The organism is Bradyrhizobium sp. I71, assembly GCF_022354745.1.
Taxonomy (GTDB): Bacteria; Pseudomonadota; Alphaproteobacteria; order Rhizobiales; family Xanthobacteraceae; genus Bradyrhizobium; species Bradyrhizobium liaoningense.
In genome coordinates, this window is the sequence record NZ_CP059398.1 from 5,855,311 (window position 1) to 5,873,773 (window position 18,463).

16 protein-coding genes are annotated in these 18,463 nt (G+C 64.5%); 8 read left to right on the forward strand and 8 right to left on the reverse strand.

Annotated features, from left to right (window positions below):
- The first annotated feature begins 138 nt into the window (after positions 1-138).
- Positions 139-1,794 carry an NAD(P)/FAD-dependent oxidoreductase gene (locus FJV43_RS28145; RefSeq protein ID WP_239622264.1) on the forward strand — a complete coding sequence of 552 codons (1,656 nt, stop codon included), beginning with the start codon at positions 139-141 and terminating at the stop codon, positions 1,792-1,794.
- A 230-nt stretch (positions 1,795-2,024) separates the two neighbouring features.
- The gene (gene yghU, locus FJV43_RS28150) at positions 2,025-2,900 is read left to right on the forward strand and encodes a glutathione-dependent disulfide-bond oxidoreductase (RefSeq protein ID WP_239622265.1); all 876 of its coding nucleotides are present in this window, start codon (positions 2,025-2,027) and stop codon (positions 2,898-2,900) included.
- Between the two features lie 281 nt (positions 2,901-3,181).
- Here the strand turns inward: yghU and FJV43_RS28155 are convergent, their stop codons facing one another.
- The 5 genes from FJV43_RS28155 to FJV43_RS28175 all read right to left on the reverse strand — a co-directional run bounded on the left by FJV43_RS28155 (position 3,182) and on the right by FJV43_RS28175 (position 8,185).
- A complete protein-coding gene (locus FJV43_RS28155) occupies positions 3,182-3,799 on the reverse strand; it encodes a flavin reductase family protein (RefSeq protein WP_239622266.1) in 618 nt (205 codons plus the stop codon).
- 231 nt (positions 3,800-4,030) lie between these two features.
- Positions 4,031-4,999, reverse strand: a complete 969-nt coding sequence (locus FJV43_RS28160) for an IS110 family transposase (RefSeq protein WP_239622267.1) — start codon at positions 4,997-4,999, stop codon at positions 4,031-4,033.
- A 331-nt stretch (positions 5,000-5,330) separates the two neighbouring features.
- Entirely contained in the window at positions 5,331-6,608 is a 1,278-nt protein-coding gene (locus tag FJV43_RS28165; RefSeq protein WP_239622268.1) for an acyl-CoA dehydrogenase family protein, read from the reverse strand.
- 286 nt (positions 6,609-6,894) lie between these two features.
- Positions 6,895-7,275 (reverse strand): VOC family protein, encoded by a 381-nt coding sequence (locus FJV43_RS28170; protein ID WP_239622269.1) that lies wholly within the window; start codon positions 7,273-7,275, stop codon positions 6,895-6,897.
- A 130-nt stretch (positions 7,276-7,405) separates the two neighbouring features.
- On the reverse strand, positions 7,406-8,185 hold the full coding sequence (locus FJV43_RS28175; RefSeq protein WP_239622270.1) for an SDR family oxidoreductase: 780 nt from the start codon (positions 8,183-8,185) through the stop codon (positions 7,406-7,408).
- A gap of 179 nt (positions 8,186-8,364) precedes the next feature.
- Between FJV43_RS28175 and FJV43_RS28180 the strand changes: the two genes are divergently transcribed.
- The 3 genes from FJV43_RS28180 to FJV43_RS28190 are packed head-to-tail and all read left to right on the forward strand — an operon-like array spanning position 8,365 to position 10,517.
- Positions 8,365-9,153 (forward strand): enoyl-CoA hydratase/isomerase, encoded by a 789-nt coding sequence (locus tag FJV43_RS28180; protein ID WP_239622271.1) that lies wholly within the window; start codon positions 8,365-8,367, stop codon positions 9,151-9,153.
- On the forward strand, positions 9,150-10,136 hold the full coding sequence (locus FJV43_RS28185; RefSeq protein ID WP_239622272.1) for a phosphotransferase family protein: 987 nt from the start codon (positions 9,150-9,152) through the stop codon (positions 10,134-10,136). The genes FJV43_RS28180 and FJV43_RS28185 overlap by 4 nt, the downstream gene beginning before the upstream one ends.
- Before the next feature lie 3 nt (positions 10,137-10,139).
- A complete protein-coding gene (locus FJV43_RS28190; protein ID WP_239622273.1) occupies positions 10,140-10,517 on the forward strand; it encodes a DUF6285 domain-containing protein in 378 nt (125 codons plus the stop codon).
- Positions 10,518-10,835: 318 nt separating this feature from the next.
- On the opposite strand, the gene FJV43_RS28195 is transcribed toward FJV43_RS28190, so the two are convergent.
- Entirely contained in the window at positions 10,836-11,615 is a 780-nt protein-coding gene (locus tag FJV43_RS28195; RefSeq protein WP_239622274.1) for an enoyl-CoA hydratase-related protein, read from the reverse strand.
- A gap of 213 nt (positions 11,616-11,828) precedes the next feature.
- On the opposite strand from FJV43_RS28195, the gene FJV43_RS28200 reads away from it, so the two are divergent.
- Positions 11,829-13,103, forward strand: a complete 1,275-nt coding sequence (locus tag FJV43_RS28200) for an acyl-CoA dehydrogenase family protein (RefSeq protein WP_239622275.1) — start codon at positions 11,829-11,831, stop codon at positions 13,101-13,103.
- Positions 13,104-13,222: 119 nt separating this feature from the next.
- Here the strand turns inward: FJV43_RS28200 and FJV43_RS28205 are convergent, their stop codons facing one another.
- Both FJV43_RS28205 and FJV43_RS28210 read right to left on the reverse strand, forming a co-directional pair.
- The gene (locus FJV43_RS28205; RefSeq protein ID WP_239622276.1) at positions 13,223-14,800 is read right to left on the reverse strand and encodes a fatty acid--CoA ligase; all 1,578 of its coding nucleotides are present in this window, start codon (positions 14,798-14,800) and stop codon (positions 13,223-13,225) included.
- A gap of 173 nt (positions 14,801-14,973) precedes the next feature.
- Entirely contained in the window at positions 14,974-15,846 is an 873-nt protein-coding gene (locus tag FJV43_RS28210) for an SDR family oxidoreductase (RefSeq protein ID WP_239622277.1), read from the reverse strand.
- A 105-nt stretch (positions 15,847-15,951) separates the two neighbouring features.
- Between FJV43_RS28210 and FJV43_RS28215 the strand changes: the two genes are divergently transcribed.
- Positions 15,952-16,761: a crotonase/enoyl-CoA hydratase family protein gene (locus FJV43_RS28215; protein ID WP_239622278.1), complete on the forward strand. Its 810-nt coding sequence runs from the start codon at positions 15,952-15,954 to the stop codon at positions 16,759-16,761.
- 110 nt (positions 16,762-16,871) lie between these two features.
- Positions 16,872-18,416, forward strand: coding sequence for an acyl-CoA synthetase (locus FJV43_RS28220; RefSeq protein WP_239622279.1), 1,545 nt, complete (start codon positions 16,872-16,874; stop codon positions 18,414-18,416).
- Positions 18,417-18,463 lie beyond the last annotated feature (47 nt).

Sequence of the window (18,463 nt, forward strand, 5' to 3'; positions counted from 1 at the left end):
TTGCGTGCAGGCGCCACGACGTGGATGAGCCATTCCGCTGTACAAAATAAGCGGCCCAGAGCCGCCCGATTTGCCTCTTGCGCTTTCGAGAGCGACAGCAAATGCTGGCTCGCAACAACAGAAAATCAGGGAGCGCCAATGTCGTCAGCGCAATCGAATCCGGCTCGCGCCGCCGAGGCTTACGACGTGGTCGTCGTCGGCGCCGGCTTTGCCGGCCTATACATGCTGCATCGGCTGCGCGGGCTCGGCTTCTCCGCACGCGTCTACGAGCAGGGCGGCGGCGTCGGCGGCACTTGGTACTGGAACCGCTATCCGGGCGCGCGCTGCGACGTCGAGAGCATGCAATACTCCTACTCGTTCTCCGAAGAGCTCCAGCAGGAATGGGACTGGAGCGAACGCTACGCGCCGCAACCAGAGATCTTGAAATATGCCAACCACGTCGCCGACCGCTTTGATCTGCGCCGCGACATCCAGTTCAACACACGCGTCGAGCGCGCCGCATTCGACGAGCGCGCGACGTGCTGGTCGGTGACGACCTCGGACGGCAAGACGGTCGAAGCCAAGTTCGTCGTGCTCGCTACAGGTTGTCTTTCGAACGCGCGCAAGCCGGACATCAAGGGCCTGGAGAATTTCAAAGGGCCCGTCTACCACACCGGCAACTGGCCGCATGAAGAGGTCGACTTAGCGGGCCTGCGCGTTGGCCTGATCGGTACGGGATCATCGGGCATCCAGTCGGCTCCCATCATCGCCGAGCAGGCGAGACATCTCACGGTGTTCCAGCGCACCGCGAATTTCTCCGTTCCCGCCCGCAACGCCGCGCTCACGCATGAGGAACGCAGCGCGTTCCGCAGGAACTATCCGGAGATCCGTCGCTTCGCCCGCGAGGTTGCCCGCAATGGCATCTATACCGAGCAGCCGGATCGTGGCGCTCTCGATGACAATGACGATGTCAGGCGCGCCAAGTATTCGGCGCGCTGGGAGCGCGGCGGGCTCACCTTCATGTATGCCTATAACAATCTCGGCCTCGACCGGGCCGCGAACGACACCGCGGCGGATTTCGTGCGCCGCAAGATCGCCGAGATCGTGAAAGACCCTGACACCGCGAAGCTGCTTCAGCCGAACAGCCACCCGATCGGCACCAAGCGCATCTGCGTCGACACCGACTATTTCGCTACCTTCAACCGGCCCAATGTTTCGCTGCTGGACATCAAGACCAATCCGATCGAGGAGATCACGGCAAATGCCGTGCGCGTCGCCGGGAAGGATCACGAGGTCGATGCGCTGGTGCTGGCGACCGGCTTCGACGCCATGACCGGCTCGGTCGCCAGGATCGACATTCTGGGCCGTCGCGGGCAGACGCTGAACCAGAAATGGGCGGAAGGCCCCAAGACCTTTCTCGGCCTGATGAGCGCGGGCTTTCCGAACCTCTTCATCATCACCGGGCCCGGCAGCCCGTCGGTGCTCTCGAACATGATCGTGTCGATCGAGCAGCATGTCGACTGGATCGCCGAGTGCCTGACCCACATGCGCATGCGCGGCTTCACGACGATCGAGGCGGGCGGGGAGGCCGAGGAGAAATGGGTCGCGCACGTCAACGAGGTCGCCGAGGGCACGCTCTATCCGCAGGCCAATTCCTGGTACATGGGCGCCAACATCCCGGGCAAGCCGCGCATCTTCATGCCCTATATCGGCGGCGTCGGCGTCTACCGGCGGATCTGCGACGAGGTCGCGGCGAAGGGATATGAAGGATTTGTGATGGAGCACGGGGAGCGGCCGCAGGCGGCGGCGTCCTAGGTGACGCCCGTCATTCCGGGGGGCTCGCGGAAGCGAAAACCCCGGAATGAGCATTCCAGGCGGTGCGATGGATTCCAGGCTCGCCCTGCGGGCGCCCCGGAATGACGTCGGGGAGGGGGTGCCATGACGAAACGTAGAGTTGCCCCGCCGGGCAATGCATTTCCGAGGCCTTGTCATCGGCCGGTCGCGGGCTAATTAATGCAGACGCATCTTTCCGCCGGAGCCCTCGCATGACCGACACCCCCGCCTACGTGCCGCCCAAGGTCTGGACCTGGAACAAGGAGAATGGCGGGCAGTTCGCCAGCATCAATCGCCCGATCGCCGGCCCCACCCACGAGAAGGAGCTGCCGGTCGGCAAGCATCCCTTGCAGCTCTATTCGCTGGCGACGCCGAACGGGGTGAAGGTGACGGTGATGCTGGAGGAGCTTTTGGCGCTCGGCCACAAGGGCGCTGAATACGACGCCTGGCTGATCAAGATCGGCAACGGCGATCAGTTCGGCAGCGGCTTCGTCGATATCAATCCGAACTCGAAAATCCCGGCGCTGATGGACCGCTCCGGTCCGGAGCCGATCCGCGTGTTCGAGTCCGGCTCGATCCTGTTCTACTTGGCCGAGAAGTTCGGCGCCTTCCTGCCGAAGGACATCAGGACACGCACCGAGGCGATGTCCTGGCTGTTCTGGCAGATGGGCAGCGCGCCGTATCTCGGCGGCGGCTTCGGCCATTTCTATGCGTACGCGCCGTTCAAGATCGAATACGCCATCGACCGTTTCGCGATGGAAGTCAAACGCCAGCTCGACGTGCTCGACCGCCGCCTCGCCGACAACGAATATCTCGCGGGCAAGGAATACACCATCGCCGACATCGCGGTGTGGCCCTGGTACGGCGCGCTCGCCAAGGGGCTGGTCTATGGCGCCGGCGAATTCCTTTCGGTGCAGGACTACAAGAACGTGCAGCGCTGGACCGACCAGATCGCCAAGCGTCCGGCCGTGAAGCGCGGCCGCATGGTCAACCGCATCTCCGGCGATCCCGCCAGCCAGCTCCACGAACGCCACGACGCCAGCGATTTCGAGACCAGGACACAGGACAAGCTCGCGCCTGCGACGTAGCTGCTTTCTTACCTCTCCCCGCCTGCGGCAGGCCATCGCATTGAGGGCTTTTCCCTGCGGCCATCCTTCGAGACGCCCGCCTTTGGCGGGCCCTCGGGATGAGGATCGAGCGCGTGGCAGCAGTTTCAGCCGGCACCGATCCCACGAAGCCTCATCCAGAGGAGACCGTGAAGCGGTCGTCTCGAAGGTCGAGGCGCGCGCTCAGGCCCGCGCCAAATACTCATATGCGATAACCTGCCGCAAGGCGGGGCGAGGGAGCGCACCTCGTGCGCGGCGTGAGGCTACTTCCTCTTCACACCCTCCGCCGCCGGAAACACCACGCGATCATCGGTGCGGCAATAGCGGTCGGCGAACATGCGGCCGATCGGGTGATAGCGCTCCATGTGGACCCGCATCGCCTCGGGATCCCAGAGCTCGTCGCGGATGTGAAAGTGGATGCCTTCGCCCATGATCAGGCGGCGATCATCGTTCACGTCGATCAGCTTCCAGAGCTTGCACTCCATTGCCCACGGCGTGTCGGCCAGCCGCGGCACCGCGATGCTGGTGGATGGCGCCAGCTTCAGGCCGAGATAGTCGGGCTCGCCGATCTCAGGTGGAAAATCGCCGCTGCTCTCGTGCATTGCTTTCGCCAGCGGCTCGTCGGCGAGGTTGACCACGAACTCGCCGGTGCGCTGGATGTTGAGGAACGTGTCCTTGTCCTCGCCGTTCGGCTTGCGGTTCGCCGCGAACATGCAGAGCGGTGGATCCTCGCAGAAGGCGTTGAAGAAGCTGAACGGGGCGGCGTTGACAACACCGGTCGGCCCGAGCGAGGTCACCCATGCGATCGGCCGCGGCAAGATGAAGGAGGTCAGCACCTTGTAGCGCTCGCGTGGCGTCAGGTCGCTGGCGGCGTAGTCCATGATGGCTCCTGGTGGAAAAGACTCTCGTAGCAACCATTAAATAGCGGCCGTGTTTTGCGCCGTCCGGATCGCCTGCGTCTGCCATGATGACGCCGTGCTCGCGTCCGTCAAGGCGTGGCCTGGCGGCAGATCGGGTGATGTTGGGGCGAGCGACGGCCATCCTTGACGGACGCTACGCGCGACGTCATGAGGGAGCCGTAGGTCGGGACGAAGAAGCGCGTCTCGGTCGAACTAAGAAGCAGGGAATGATCCTACCGGAGGTTCGCCGCACCACGGCGTGCCGCGAGCCACCACTGTGTTGGCGAAGATGAGCATCTTTCTGGCACAGGCAACGAGCGCCTGCTTGTGTTCCTTTCCAGCCGCAGTCAGCCGTTGATAGAGCTTGATGAGCTGCGGGTTCCATCGAAACGATGCGGCCAGTGAAGCCGTATAAAGGGCGCGGCGCAGCCGCTTTCGTCCGCCCTCGATATGCCGAACGCCTGACCGGTCGCCGCTGTCGTCGTCATAGGGCGCAAGGCCGGCGAGAGCGACAGCTTGCTCCCGCGTGATCTGGCCGATCTCAGGCAGACGCACCAGGATGGCCACGGCGGTCGGCAGCCCGATGCCGTCAACGCTGTTGATCAGGGCAAGTCTCTTGGCAAGGTCGGGATGCTTGCGGATCGAGGCGACCAGAGCCTTGAGTGCGACCCTCACGCACTGCTCCAGGCGAGCGATATCCTCTTGCCAGAGCTTGTTGATCGCCGCATTGCGGCAGCTTTCGATCCTGTTTTTGAGGCGTGCAATATCCTCACCGATCTGATCGATCATGGTCAGCTGCTCGGCGAACGGCAGCAACCGGGGATCGGGAGCGGTATGGATCTTCCGCACCGCGGCGGTGCAGGTTGCGATAAGAGCGGCATCGATCTTATCGTTCTTGGCCCGTTGCAAGTGGAATGTGGCATAGGCTCGGACCTGAGCCGGCTGAAACACCACAACCACAAACCCCTTGCGTCGCAGTTCGGCGACGACAGCCTGTTCGTAACCGCCGCTCGCCTCGATGCCGACGCGTTTGATGCGATGCTGTCGCAGCCACGTCAGCAAAGCCTCATGGCCTTCCGCCGTGTTCGTCACCTGCAACTGCTCGCGGCTGCCCTCGATCGCCACATCGAGCTTCCGTTTGCCGGTATCGATCCCGGCACAGATCGTGGTATGCTTGGCCATCTTCGTCGATCCCTCCCTTGTTATGCGAACCTAAAGTTCGTTCAACCATTCGGGTCCCGATGAAGTGCCGATCGCGATCTTGCTACGTCTGACAGCCCTCAAGGCTTCGGTGGGTACCGATCCGATCGAACGGCGACCCAGCTCGGGCGGCCACCCGGGCTGGGCCATTCCTCACGGAACGGCTCAATATAACCAATCGGGCTAATACAAGGGTGGGCAAAGCGAAAGCGTGCCCACCATTCCTTGCGAGATCGCGACGGTGGGCACGGCGCGCGAAGTGCGCGCCTTTGCCCGCCCTACGACCCTTCCCGCGCGGGCAGAGGCAAAGCCTCTACGCCATGCTCAGCTCGTGGCGGCCGACCACCATCCAATGCACCTCGTCGGGACCGTCGGCGAATCGCAAATGGCGCACGTCCTGGTACATCTCGGCGAGCGGGGTCCAGTGCGAGATGCCGGTGGCGCCGTGCATCTGGATCGCCTGGTCGATGATCTTGCAGGCGCGCTCCGGCACCATGGCCTTGACCATGGAGACCCAGACGCGGGCCTCCTTGTTGCCGAGCACGTCCATGGCCTTCGCCGCCTTCAGCACCATCAGCCGCATCGCCTCGATCTCGCAGCGCGCCTGCGCGATGATCTGCATGTTGCCGCCGAGATGGGCGATCTTCTTGCCGAAGGCTTCGCGGGTGAGGCCACGCTGCACCATGAGGTCGAGCGCTTTCTCGGCCTTGCCGATGGTGCGCATGCAGTGATGGATGCGGCCCGGTCCGAGGCGGAGCTGCGAGATCTCGAAGCCGCGGCCTTCGCCGAGCAGGATGTTCTCCTTCGGCACCCGCACATTGTTGAAGCGCATGTGCATGTGGCCGCGCGGGGCGTGGTCCTGGCCGAACACATACATGGGGCCGAGCACCTCGACGCCGGGCGTGTCGCGCGGCACCAGGATCTGCGACTGCTGCTTGCTCGGCGCTGCATCCGGGTTGGTCTTCACCATCACGATCAGGATCTTGCAGCGGGGATCGCCGACACCTGAGATGTAGTATTTCTCGCCGTTGATGACCCATTCGTCGCCGACGAGCTTGGCCGTGGTCGAGATGTTCTTGGCGTCGGAGGAGGCGACGTTCGGCTCGGTCATGACATAGGCCGAGCGGATCTCGCCGTTGAGCAGCGGTTTCAGCCACTTCTCCTTCTGCTCCTTGGTGCCGACGCGCTCCAGCACCTCCATGTTGCCGGTGTCGGGCGCCGAGCAGTTCATGGTCTCGGAGGCCAGCGGGCTCTTGCCGAGTTCGGCCGCGATATAGGCGTAGTCGAGATTCTTCAGGCCCTGGCCGGTCTCGTCATCGGGCAGGAAGAAGTTCCAGAGACCTTCCTGCTTGGCCTTGTTCTTGGCCTTCTCCAGCACCTCGAGCTGCTTCGGCGTGAAGCTCCAGCGATCCTCCTTGCCTTCGCCCGCCTTGGCGAACTCGATCGACATCGGCTCGACGGTGTCGCGGATGAACTTCTTGACGTGGTCATAGAGCGGCCGGACCTGCTCCGACATCCTAAGGTCGTTGAGCTCGTCACCGGGATTGAGAGTGTAGTTGGTGGTGCGGGGAATGTAGGCGTGTTTTGTCATTGTTCCTCCCGGAGCGATAGCATTGTGCCGAACGCAAGAATAGTCGCAGCGCCGCCAAAGTGCGAGCGCGCTTTTGTCACGCGAGCCATGCCACGCGATGCAATATCGCGAGGTCGTTTGAAATGTTGTTTGAATGGGGGCGGGGCGAGTGGGCTGGAGCGCCGTCAGATCCCCAGGACTCCGTCATTGCGAGCGCAGCGAAGCAATCCAGAATCTTACCGCGGCGGCAGTCTGGATTGCTTCGTCGCAAGAGCTCCTCGCAATGACGAGGAGGGTCCAGTCGGCCTCACGCCGGCATCCGGTGCATCGCGCAGATCTTGTTGCCGTCGAGGTCGCGCAGATAGGCGAGATAGAGCTTGCCGCCAGGGCCCTGACGCACCCCTGGCGGATCCTCGATGGATTTTGCGCCGCCGGCGACTCCTGCCTCATGCCATTTGTCGACCTGCTCCGGGGAGCTGCAGGCAAAGCCGATCGTGCCGCCATTCGCGCAGGTCGCCGGTTCTCCGTTGATCGGCTTCGAGACCGAGAACACGCCGGTCTTGGTGATGTAGAAGATGCGATGGCCGTCGACCCTGGCCGGCCGGACCTCGAGCGTGCTCAGCAGATTGTCGTAGAACGCCTTGGCCTTGTCGAGGTCGTTGGTGCCGATCATGACGTGTGAGAACATTTGCCCATTCCCTTCTGCGCTTTTGAAATCAGATGCCGTAGGGTGGGCAAAGCGCAGCGTGCCCACCACGATAATCGAAAATGCTCATGGCGGGCACGCCGCAAGTGCGGCTTTGCCCACCCTACGAGAGTCAAAACGCCGTATAGCCGCCGTCGATCACGAACGTATCCGCGGTGTGATACGACGACGCCTTGCTCATCAGATACACCGCGATGCCGCCGAAATCCGATGCCTCGCCGAAGCGCCGCATCGGAATCCGCGGCATGACGTTGGCGACGAACTTGTCGTTGGCCATGAGCCCTGCCGTCATGTCACTCTTGATCCACCCCGGCAGGATCGCATTCGCGGTGACTCCGTGGCGCGCCAGCTCGACGCCGAGCGCGCGCACCAGCGCGTTGATCGCCGCCTTGGTCGCCGCATAATGCTCGTTGCGCGCAGTGCCGAAGATCGAGGCGAGGCTCGAGGTCGCCACGAGGCGGCCGAAGGGATCGCCGGCATTGGCGCGATCCGTCATGTGCTTGGCCGCGGCCTGGAACGCGTGGAACACGCCGTCGAGATTGGTCGCGAACATCGTGCGCCATTCCTCCTCGGTGCGCTCGATGAAGGAGCGTCGGCCGCCGCCGCCGATGCCGGCATTGGCGAAGCAGCCGTCGACCCGGCCGAAAATGTCGAGCGTCGCCTTCATCGCGGAATTGACCGACGCGGGATCAGTGACGTCGCAGACGCGGGTGTCGACCTTGCCGGCAAGGCCGGCCATGCTGGCGGCCGCAGCCTTGTTCTTGTCCGCATTGCGCCCCCAGATCGAGACGTTGCAGCCTTGTGCCGCGAGCGCCTGGGCGATGCCGAGCCCGATGCCGCCATTGCCGCCGGTGATCACGGCGACGCGGCCGGAGAGGTCGAAAAGGTTCATGCGCGTTTCCTGTTCTTGGCAAGACGTCCTGGCATGAGGCAGCATCAGCCGCTGCGCACAAGATTGCTTGCTATGCTGCGATCACCATGGACAAGGTCGCGACAAAAATCAAATATGCGCCCCGGCAGAAGTAATTCCGGTCTGCGAAACTGACGCAGGCCGCAACCGACGAGGAAACCATGCAGTTCAAACACGTCACGCTCGATTTCGATGGCGCGGTCGCGATCCTCAAGCTCGACCATCAGGAGGTGATGAACGCGGTCTCCGTGGACATGCTGGGCGGTCTCGCCGAGGCGCTCGATGCGATCGAGGAGAAGAAGGACGAGGTGCGCTGCGTGGTGCTGACCGGCGCGGGCCGCGCGTTCTGCACCGGTGCGAATCTCCAGGGCCGCAACAACCAGTCGAAGAAGACCAAGGCCGGCCTGACGCTGGAAACCGGCTTCCACCCCTTCCTGCGCCGCATCCGCAATCTGCATTGCCCGATCGTCACTGCGGTCAACGGTCCCGCCGCCGGCGCCGGCATGAGCTTCGCGCTGCTTGGCGACATGATCCTGTGCGCGCGCTCGTCCTATTTCCTGCAAGCCTTCCGTCGCATCGGGCTCGTGCCGGATTGCGGCTCGACCTGGCTCCTGCCGCGGCTCGTCGGCCGGGCGCGCTCGATCGAATTGTCGCTGATGGGCGAGCGGCTGCCGGCGGAGAAGGCGTTGGAATGGGGCCTCGTCAACCGCGTCTACGATGACGGCGTGCTGATGGAGGAGGCGATGAAGCTCGCGCGCGAACTCGCCAGCGGCCCGACGATCGCTTTGTCGCTGATCCGCAAGCTCTATTGGGACAGCCCGGAGAATTCCTTCGAGGATCAGCTCAATCTCGAGTTCCAGTGCCAGCTCCGTGCCGGCGACACCCAGGATTTTCGCGAGGGCGTCGGCGCGTTTCTCGAGAAGCGTCCCGCGCAGTTCAAGGGCAAATGATCGAGGCCGAACTCTCGCGCAGCGTCAGGCGCTGGTGCCCGGGCGCGACCGGCGTCGCCGGAGCGGCCAAGCTGTCCGGCGGCGCCAGCCAGGAAACCTGGCGCTTCGACATCGTGCATCCCGATGGACCGATCGGCGCGATCCTGCGCCGTTCGCCGAAGGGATATGGCGCGGCGCCGACACGCGCGGCGGGTCTTGCCGCGGAAGCGCAGCTGATGCAGCTCGCCTATGAGGCCGGTGTGCCGTCACCGCGCGTGATGCATGTACTGGCGCCGGAAGACGATCTCGGCACCGGCTTCATCATGCAGCGGGTCGAGGGCGAGACCATCGCGCGCAAGATCCTGCGCGATGACGAATACGCCACGGCGCGGCCGCTTCTGGCGCGGCAGATCGGCGGCATACTTGCGGGCCTGCACAGGCTGCCGCGGAACAAGCTGCCCGAACTGCGGCACATGACGGCGACAAGGGAGATCGGCGAGTTCGAGCGTGACTATCGCAGCCTGGACTGGCCCAAGCCCGTGTTCGAGCTGGCGCTGCGCTGGCTGCGCGACCACGATCCCGGTCCCGCGGCCGAGACCACGCTGGTGCATGGCGATTTCCGCAACGGCAATCTCATCATCGGCGCCGACGGCGTCCGTGCCGTGCTCGACTGGGAGCTCGCCCATCTCGGCGATCCCATGGAGGACCTCGGCTGGGTCTGTGTGAACTCCTGGCGCTTCGGGGAGATCGACAAGCCGGTCGGCGGTTTCGGCACACGCGAGGAGCTGTTCGCCGGCTACGAGGCCGCAGGCCGAAAGGTCGATCCGGTGCGCGTGAAATTCTGGGAAGTGATGGGCACGCTGCGCTGGGGCATCATGTGCGGCGGCATGATGCAGCGATTCCGCGAGGGCCCCGTCCATTCCATGGAGCGGGCCATGATCGGCCGCCGTGCCTCCGAGACCGAGATCGATCTGTTGCGGCTCCTGGCGCCGCGCGGGAGCTGACGCATGCAGGACGAGCCGACACCCATCGAGCTGACCAAGGCGGTCGCCGATTTCCTCCGCAACGACATCACGCCGCTGATCTCGGGCCACCAGGCCTTCAAGCTGCGCGTTGCCATCAACATCCTCGACCTCGTGACGCGGCAGCTGACGCGGGAGGAGGGGAGCGATGCCGCGGAAGTGGAGCGGTTGCGTGCGCTGCTCGGTATGGACGGCTCGGTGAGGGAGCTCAACCGCGCGCTGGCCGAGCGGATCGCGAAAGGCGAGATCGATCTCGCAACGCCAGGCCTCGCCGAGCATCTTTGGGCGACCACGATGGACAAGCTCGCCGTCGATCAGCCGAGCTACGCGTCCTACAAGCGGGAGTTGGAGCGGGGCGGATAGGTCCGCGCTACATGCTGCGCTGTCATCGTCCGGCTTGACCGGACGATCCAGTATTCCAGAGACGCAGCGAGATGCTGAGAGGCCGCGGCGTACTGGATGCCCCGGTCCCGACTCCGCCGAGGCCCGCAGGGTTGCTCGGCACGCCGGAGCTTCAGCGAAGGCGGCAAGCCGGGGCATGAAACCGATGATGTTGAGGCAGTTGCGCTACTCTCTCCGCCGTCATTGCGAGGAGCCCTTGCGACGAAGCAATCCAGACTGTCTCCATGGAGGGATTCTGGATTGCTTCGCTGCGCTCGCAATGACGAGAGAAAGACCGTCCTACTTCCCCACCCATTTCGGCGGCCGCTTCTCCGAGAACGCCTTCGGGCCCTCGATGTAGTCCTGCGAGGCGACCATCGCCTTCACGGCCGGATACTCACGCTGGTCCTCGATCGCCTGCTCCAGCGACACGCCAAGCCCCTTCTGGATCGCCTGCTTCGAGGCCCGGATCGACATCGGCGAATTCTTGGCGATCATCTCGGCCCAGCGCAGCGCGGCCGCGAGCGCCTCGCCCTGCGGCACCACCTCGTTGACGAAGCCGAGCTCCTGGCCTTCCCTGGCGCTGACATGGCGCGCGGTGAGGATCATGCCCATGGCACGCTTGAGCCCGATCTGCCGCGGCAGGCGGTGCAGGCCGCCGGCGAGGGCGGCGAGGCCGACGCGCGGCTCGGGCAGGGCGAAGGTCGCGTTCTCCGACGCAATGATCAGGTCGCACGCCAGCGCGATCTCGAAGCCGCCGCCCATCGCGACGCCATTCACCGCAGCGATGATCGGCTTGTCGCAGTCGAACCGCGAGGTGAGGCCGGCAAAGCCGCCTTTGTCCCAGCCGCGCTTGCCGCCCGCCGCCTGCCACTTCAGGTCGTTGCCGGCGCAGAACGCCTTTTCGCCACTGCCCGTGACGATGGCGATCCACTGCTCGGGGTCGCCAGAGAAATCGTCAAACACCTTCTGAAGTTCAAAATGCGCATCGGTATGCAGCGCGTTGTAGACCTCGGGCCGCGTCAGCGTGACGATCGTGATCGGTCCCTTGCGTTCCACCTTGGAAAATTTCAGCTCCATCGCGCGCTCCCGCATTTTCTCGTGAAGGAATATTGGCGGCATACTACCGCGCGCTGGCGGCGGAGCACCATCGAATTGCGCTGGTGCGCCTTGCGCGCGCCACACGCCTCGGCTTGCTTGACTTGCGCGCGCTCTTCTCACCTTAATCGTGCGAAGCATGAGTGCGCCTAGCGCCTTAACGCAAAACGACAAAATCAATCCGGGAGAGAAGCTTTGGATTTCTCATTGCCTGCCGATCTCGTCGCCTATCTCGGAGAGCTCGACCGTTTCATCGAACGCGAGATCAAGCCGCTGGAGGAGGCCGACGACAACATCCGCTTCTTCGACCACCGCCGTGAATGGGCACGTACCGATTTCGAGAATGGCGGCCTGCCGCGCCACGAATGGGAAGTGCTGCTGCGCAAGGCCAAGGATCTCGCCGACGCTGCCGGCCATCTGCGTTTTCCGGTACCGAAGCAATATGGCGGCAAGGACGGGTCCAACCTCTGGATGGCCGTGATCCGCGAGCACTTCGCCGCGAAGGGGCTTGGCCTCCACAACGATCTCCAGAACGAGCACTCGATCGTCGGCAATTTCCCCGTCGTCACCATGCTCGACCGCTACGGCCGCGACGACCAGAAGGCGATGATCGACGGCTCGATCAAGGGCAAGTACCGCATCACCTTCGGCCTGACCGAGCCGCATCACGGCTCGGACGCGACCCACATGGAGACGCGCGCGGTGCCGGCGACCCGCGACAACGTCAAGGGCTGGATCATCAACGGCGAGAAGATGTGGACCACCGGGATGCACGTCGCGACGCACTGCGCGCTGTTCGCGCGCACCAGCGGCAATGACGGCGATGCCCGCGGCATCACCTGCTTCCTGGTGCCCGCGAAAAGCCCCGGCGTCAAGGTCGAAGAGTACATGTGGACCTTCAACATGCCGACCGATCATCCCCGCGTCAGCTTCACCGACGTCTTCGTACCGGAGGATGCGCTGTTCGGCGAGGTCGGCCGCGGCCTGTCGCTGGCGCAGTGCTTCGTGCACCAGAACCGCATCCGCCAGGCGGCGAGCTCGCTGGGCGCGGCGGTCTATTGCATCAACGAGAGCGTGAAATACGCACGCGAGCGAAAGCCGTTCGGCAGGGCGCTCGCGGAGAACCAGGCGATCCAGTTCCCGCTGGTCGAGCTCGCCACGCAAGCCGAGATGCTGCGCCTTCTGATCCGCAAGACCGCCTGGGAGATGGACCAGCTCACCGAGGAGCAGATCGAGCGTACGCTCTCCGACCGCGTCTCGATGTGCAACTACTGGGCAAACCGCCTTTGCTGCGAATCCGCCGATCGCGCCATGCAGGTCCACGGCGGCATGGGCTATTCACGCCACAAGCCGTTCGAGCACATCTACCGCCACCACCGGCGATATCGCATCACCGAAGGCAGCGAGGAAATCCAGATGCGGAAAGTGGCGGGATTCCTGTTCGGTTATATGGGGCCGGGGAAGCATTGAGGCTTGCACCGCTCTCTTAGGGTGGGCAAAGCGCAAGCGTGCCCACCACTTCTGTCGCGATCATGAAAGAATGGTGGGCACGGCGCTTTGCGCCTTTGCCCACCGTACGAGACCGCGGATCAATTCACCCTTCGATCCTTCCCCACCCAGTACGGCTCCCGCAATTGCCGCCGCAGGATCTTGCCTGAGGGATTGCGCGGCAGCGCCGGCAGGAATTCCACGCTCTTCGGCGTCTTGTAGCCGGCGATGCGCTCGCGGGTGAAGTTGATGATGTCGGTGGCGGTCGCCTGCTTGCCGGGCTTCATCACCACCACCGCCTTCACCGCCTCGCCCCACTTGTCGTCGGGCACGCCGATCACGGCGGCCTCGGCGACGTCAGGATGATCGCACAGCGCGCTCTCGACCTCGGCCGGGTAGATGTTCTCGCCGCCGGAGATGATCATGTCCTTGATGCGGTCGTGGATGTAGAGATAGCCGTCCTCGTCCATGTAGCCGGCATCGCCGGTGCGCAGCCAGCCGTCGCTGCGCAGCGTCGCCGCGGTCGCTTCAGGCAAATTCCAGTAGCCCGCCATGTTCGAGCCCGAGCGCGTCGCGATCTCGCCGACCTGGCGCGGCGGCAGCGGCTTGCCGTCCACGTCCAGGATGGCGATCTCGACGCCCGGCAGCGCCTTGCCGGCCGAGCGCATCCGCTCGAGCCCCTCGACGTGATCCTCCGGCGGCAGCGCCACGATCGTTCCCGTCGTCTCGGTCATGCCGTACATCTGCACGAAGCCGCATTTGAAGACCTCGATGCACTCCTTCAGCAGCGCCGCCGGGATCGGGGAGGCGCCGTAGAGCATGTATTTCAGCCGCGAGAAATCCACCGTCCTGGCGCGCGGCTGCCGCACCACGAACTGCATCGCCGCCGGCACCATGAACAGCTTCGTGATGCCCGACTGCTCGAAGAAGTCCAGAACCTTGGTCGGATCGAATTCGCGCGCGATCACGCCGCGGGCGCCATGATAGAGCCCCATCACGCCCCAGCCGGAACCGCCGATGTGGAAGATCGGCATCGCGACCAGCGACACGTCGTCGGTCGACCACCGGTTCCACTCGGGCTTGTCCTCGGCATTGCCTGTCTGCACCAGGTTGAGGAAGTTTGCATGCGACAGCATCGCGCCCTTCGGCTTGCCTGTCGTGCCCGAGGTGTAGAGCTGGATCGCAATGTCCCTGGTGTCGATCGGCGCCCTCGGGTCGTCGCCACTCTGCGCATCGCGCCAGGCCGCAAAATCCTGCCATTCCGGTGCGCCGCCTTCGGTGGTGATGACGGTGCGCACGCCGGGCAGCCGGTCCCTGATCTGGCGGACCTGTGTGATGAACTCCGGCCCGACGAACAGCACCGGAGCCCTGCAGTCTTCGACGATGAAGGCGACTTCGGGCCCTGCAAGCCGCCAGTTCACCGGCGCCATCACGACGCCGGCCTTCATCGCGCCCATCAGCAGCTCGAAATAGGCATCGCTGTTCTTGCCGAGATAGGCGATACGGTTGCCCTTCTTCACGCCCATCGCGATCAGGGCGTTGGCGACCTTGTTGGTCGTGACGTCGAACTCGGCAAAGCTGGTAGTGCGCCCCTCGAATTCATAGGCGATGGCGTTACCGCGGCTCTTCGCGCGCTCGCGCACCATGTCGGCGAGATTCGCCAATGGCTGTGTGGACATGTTTCTCCCGTGACGTCTTGTTCTTATGCCTGGGAGTGTGGCGTCATCCGCGGGTGAAGACAAGACGGGGAGGAGCGCAGTTGTGGCTTCGTGTCCCGGACGCGGCGCAGCAAGCCGCACCGGACGATGCTCCGCATCGCCGGGGGTGTGCTGCGCTGCGCCCGAGGCAGCAACTACCCCCGCTTCGCCCGGTCCTTCTCGTTCTGCGCCATGATGCTGTCGCGCGCGGTCTTCCAGTCGTCGTCGCTCCAGTCGCGGAGCTGGTAGAAATTGCCGCCCATGGCGAGCGCCTGCGCACCGTCCATGGCAATGGTCTCGCCGTTGATCCAGTCGCAGCCGCCGGAGATCAGGAACACCGCGAGGTTCTGCAGTTCCTCCATGGTGCCAACGCGGCCCATCGGGTTCATCGCCTTGGTGCGCGCGCCGGCTTCATCGCCCGGCTTGATGCGCTTGCTCATGCCCTCTGTCGGGATCTCGCCGGGCGCGATGGTGTTGAGGCGGATGCCGTAGCGGCCCCATTCGGTCGCCAGCGACATCGTCATGGCGTGGATCGCCGACTTGCTCATCGCCGACGGCACCACGTAAGGCGAGCCGTTGCGCACCCAGGTCACGGTGATGGAGACGACGTTGCCGGGCTGCTTCAAAGCGATCCAGCGCTTGCCCACGGCATGCGTCACGTAGAACGTGCCGTGCATGACGATGTTGGCGACCGCGTCGAAGCCGCGCGGCGACAGCTCCTCGGTGCGCGAGATGAAATTGCCGGCGGCGTTGTTGATGAGGTCGGTCAGCGGAGCCTCGCGGAAGATGTTCTCCACCATCTCCTCGACCGCGAGCGCGTTGCGGATGTCGACGCCGTGGCTGGTGACGCGGCCGCCATGGCGATCCATCAGCTCGGTCGCGGTCTCGTCGCAGACGATCTTGCGGCGGCCGCAAATGTGCACGTCGGCGCCGAGCTGGAGGAAGCGCGCCGCCATCGACTTGCCGAGACCCGTGCCGCCGCCGGTCACGAGAATGCTCCGGCCGGCGAGAAGATTTTCCTTGAACATGGCTGTTTCCCCCGTAGGGATTGTCAGTTAATTGGTCGATTGACTAAATCCGGCCGCCAGCGTCCTGTAAAGCGGCACTGAACAAGAACAGGGGAGAATTCGTCCATGGAAGAGCGCGTCTCGATCTCGATCTCGGAAGGCGTCGCCGACGTGCGGCTGGTGCGCGCGGACAAGATGAATGCCCTTGATCAGGCGATGTTCGAGGCCCTTGTCGCCGCAACCGAGCGGCTTTCCACGGAGAAAGGCCTGCGCGCCGTCGTGCTCTCGGGCGAAGGCCGCGCCTTCTGCGCCGGCCTCGACATGGGGCGTTTTGCCGCCATGAAGGAGAAGGGCGGCAACGGAATTCCGGGTGGCGAAAATCGCGATCTCATCAAACGCACGCATGGCCAGGCCAACTTTCCGCAGGCCGCCGTGTGGGGCTGGCGCCAGCTTCCGGTGCCCGTGATCGCGGCCGTGCATGGCGTCGCCTTCGGCGGCGGCTTCCAGCTCTCGCTCGGTGCCGACATGCGCTTTCTCTCAGCGGACGCGCGGATGTCGATCATGGAGATCAAATGGGGCCTCGTGCCCGACATGGCGGGCACGCCAATCCTGGCCTCGCTCGTGCGCGACGACATCCTGCGCGATCTCACCTACACCGGCCGCATCTTCTCCGCCCAGGAGGCGATGGCCTACGGCCTCGCCACGCGCATCTGCGACGACCCGCGCGCGAGCGCCCTCGAAGCCGCGCGCGAGATCGCCGGCAAGAGTCCCGATGCGATCCGCGCGGCCAAGCGGATGCTCAACAATCTCTCGGTCGATCCCGGCCCGGCGCTGCTCGCCGAGTCCGTCGAGCAGCAGAAGCTGATCGGCAGTCCGAACCAGACCGAGGCGGTCCGCGCCAATCTGGAGAAGCGCGCGCCGAGATTCGCGGATTAGCTTTCTGTCATTCCGGGCGGTCCGCAGGACCGAACCCGGAACCTCGAGATTCCGGGTTCGATGCTGCGCATCGCCCCGGAATGACAACACGACAACAAAGAAAAACAACAATGAGCGAAACGTCCAACTTTCTCGGCATCGTCTCCGGTGAGCGCCGTCGTGCCCACGCCGAGGTCGCAGACCGTAGCGACCGCATCGCCTCCGGCCTCGCCAAGCTCGGCGTCAAGCCTGGCGATTGCGTCTGCATGCTGATGCGCAACGACATCGCCTTCCTCGAAGCCGCCTACGCAGCGATGCGGCTCGGCGCCTACGGCGTGCCGATCAACTGGCACTTCAAGCCGGAGGAGATTACTTATATCCTCAAGGACTCCGGCACCGCAGTCCTGATCGCGCATGCCGACATGCTGCACGGCTTGCGCGACGCGATACCGAAGGGTGTCACCGTGCTCAGCGTGCCGACGCCGCCGGAGATACTGTCCACCTACAAGATCGATCCCGATCATCTGACGACGCCGGACTTCGCGATCGGTCTCGAATCCTGGCTCGCGCAGCACCGGCCTTATGACGGCCCGGTGGTGCCGCAGCCCATGAACATGATCTACACCTCGGGCACGACAGGCCATCCCAAGGGCGTACGCCGCAATGCGCCGACGCCGGAGCAGGCGGCAGCCGGCGAGCGCATGCGCGCGATGATCTATGGGCTGAAGCCCGGTGCCCGCGCGCTGCTGCCGGGCCCGCTCTATCATTCCGCGCCGAACTCGTTCGGCATCCGTGCCGGCAAGCTCGGCGGCGCGCTGGTGCTGATGCCGCGCTTCGAGGCGGAGGAATTCCTGCAGGCGATCGAGCGATACAAGATCGACACCATCTTCATGGTGCCGACCATGTTCATCCGCCTGATGAAGCTGCCGGAGGCGGTGCGCAACAAGTACGACGTGTCCTCGCTGCGCCATGTCATCCACGCCGCCGCGCCGTGTCCGGCCGACGTCAAGCGCGCCATGATCGAATGGTGGGGGCCGGTGATTTACGAATTCTACGGCTCGACCGAATCCAGCGCCGTGACCTTCGCGACCTCCGAGGATGCGCTGAAGAAGCCCGGCACCGTCGGCAGGATTTCGACGGGCGCCGAGCTGCGGTTCATCGGCGAGGACGGCCGCGTGCTTGGCGTGGGCGAGATCGGCGAGATCTATTCCCGCATGGCCGAGATGGCCGACTTCACCTATCACAACAAGCCGGAGAAGCGCGCCGAGATCGACCGCGATGGCTTCATCACCTCCGGCGACGTCGGCTACATCGACGAGGACGGCTACGTCTTCATCTGCGACCGCAAGCGCGACATGGTGATCTCGGGCGGCGTCAACATCTACCCAGCCGAGATTGAATCCGTGCTGCACGCCGTGCCCGGCGTGCATGATTGCGCCGTGTTCGGGATCCCCGACGCTGAGTTCGGCGAAGCGCTGATGGCGGTGGTCGAGCCGCAGGCCGGTGTCACGCTCGATGAAGCCGGAGTCCGCGCGCGACTGAAGACCTCGCTCGCCGATTACAAGGTGCCCAAGCACATCGAGATCCGCAGCGGGCTGCCGCGCGAAGATTCCGGCAAGATCTTCAAGCGCCGCCTGCGCGATCCCTATTGGGAGCAGGCCGGACGGAAGATCTGACGGTGCGTAGCCCGGGTGAGCGCAGCGATACCCGGGACGACCAGCAA

Bases quoted from the DNA above. Each gene is read 5' to 3' on its own strand.
- FJV43_RS28190 (WP_239622273.1), top strand. From the start codon at position 10,140: ATGCAGGACGAGCCGACACCCATCGAGCTGACCAAGGCGGTCGCCGAT.
- FJV43_RS28210 (WP_239622277.1), bottom strand. From the start codon at position 15,846: ATGTTCAAGGAAAATCTTCTCGCCGGCCGGAGCATTCTCGTGACCGGC.
- FJV43_RS28195 (WP_239622274.1), bottom strand. From the start codon at position 11,615: ATGGAGCTGAAATTTTCCAAGGTGGAACGCAAGGGACCGATCACGATC.
- FJV43_RS28220 (WP_239622279.1), top strand. From the start codon at position 16,872: ATGAGCGAAACGTCCAACTTTCTCGGCATCGTCTCCGGTGAGCGCCGT.
- FJV43_RS28145 (WP_239622264.1), top strand. From the start codon at position 139: ATGTCGTCAGCGCAATCGAATCCGGCTCGCGCCGCCGAGGCTTACGAC.
- FJV43_RS28185 (WP_239622272.1), top strand. From the start codon at position 9,150: ATGATCGAGGCCGAACTCTCGCGCAGCGTCAGGCGCTGGTGCCCGGGC.
- FJV43_RS28180 (WP_239622271.1), top strand. From the start codon at position 8,365: ATGCAGTTCAAACACGTCACGCTCGATTTCGATGGCGCGGTCGCGATC.
- FJV43_RS28165 (WP_239622268.1), bottom strand. From the start codon at position 6,608: ATGACAAAACACGCCTACATTCCCCGCACCACCAACTACACTCTCAAT.
- yghU (WP_239622265.1), top strand. From the start codon at position 2,025: ATGACCGACACCCCCGCCTACGTGCCGCCCAAGGTCTGGACCTGGAAC.
- FJV43_RS28170 (WP_239622269.1), bottom strand. From the start codon at position 7,275: ATGTTCTCACACGTCATGATCGGCACCAACGACCTCGACAAGGCCAAG.
- FJV43_RS28155 (WP_239622266.1), bottom strand. From the start codon at position 3,799: ATGGACTACGCCGCCAGCGACCTGACGCCACGCGAGCGCTACAAGGTG.
- FJV43_RS28215 (WP_239622278.1), top strand. From the start codon at position 15,952: ATGGAAGAGCGCGTCTCGATCTCGATCTCGGAAGGCGTCGCCGACGTG.
- FJV43_RS28205 (WP_239622276.1), bottom strand. From the start codon at position 14,800: ATGTCCACACAGCCATTGGCGAATCTCGCCGACATGGTGCGCGAGCGC.
- FJV43_RS28160 (WP_239622267.1), bottom strand. From the start codon at position 4,999: ATGGCCAAGCATACCACGATCTGTGCCGGGATCGATACCGGCAAACGG.
- FJV43_RS28175 (WP_239622270.1), bottom strand. From the start codon at position 8,185: ATGAACCTTTTCGACCTCTCCGGCCGCGTCGCCGTGATCACCGGCGGC.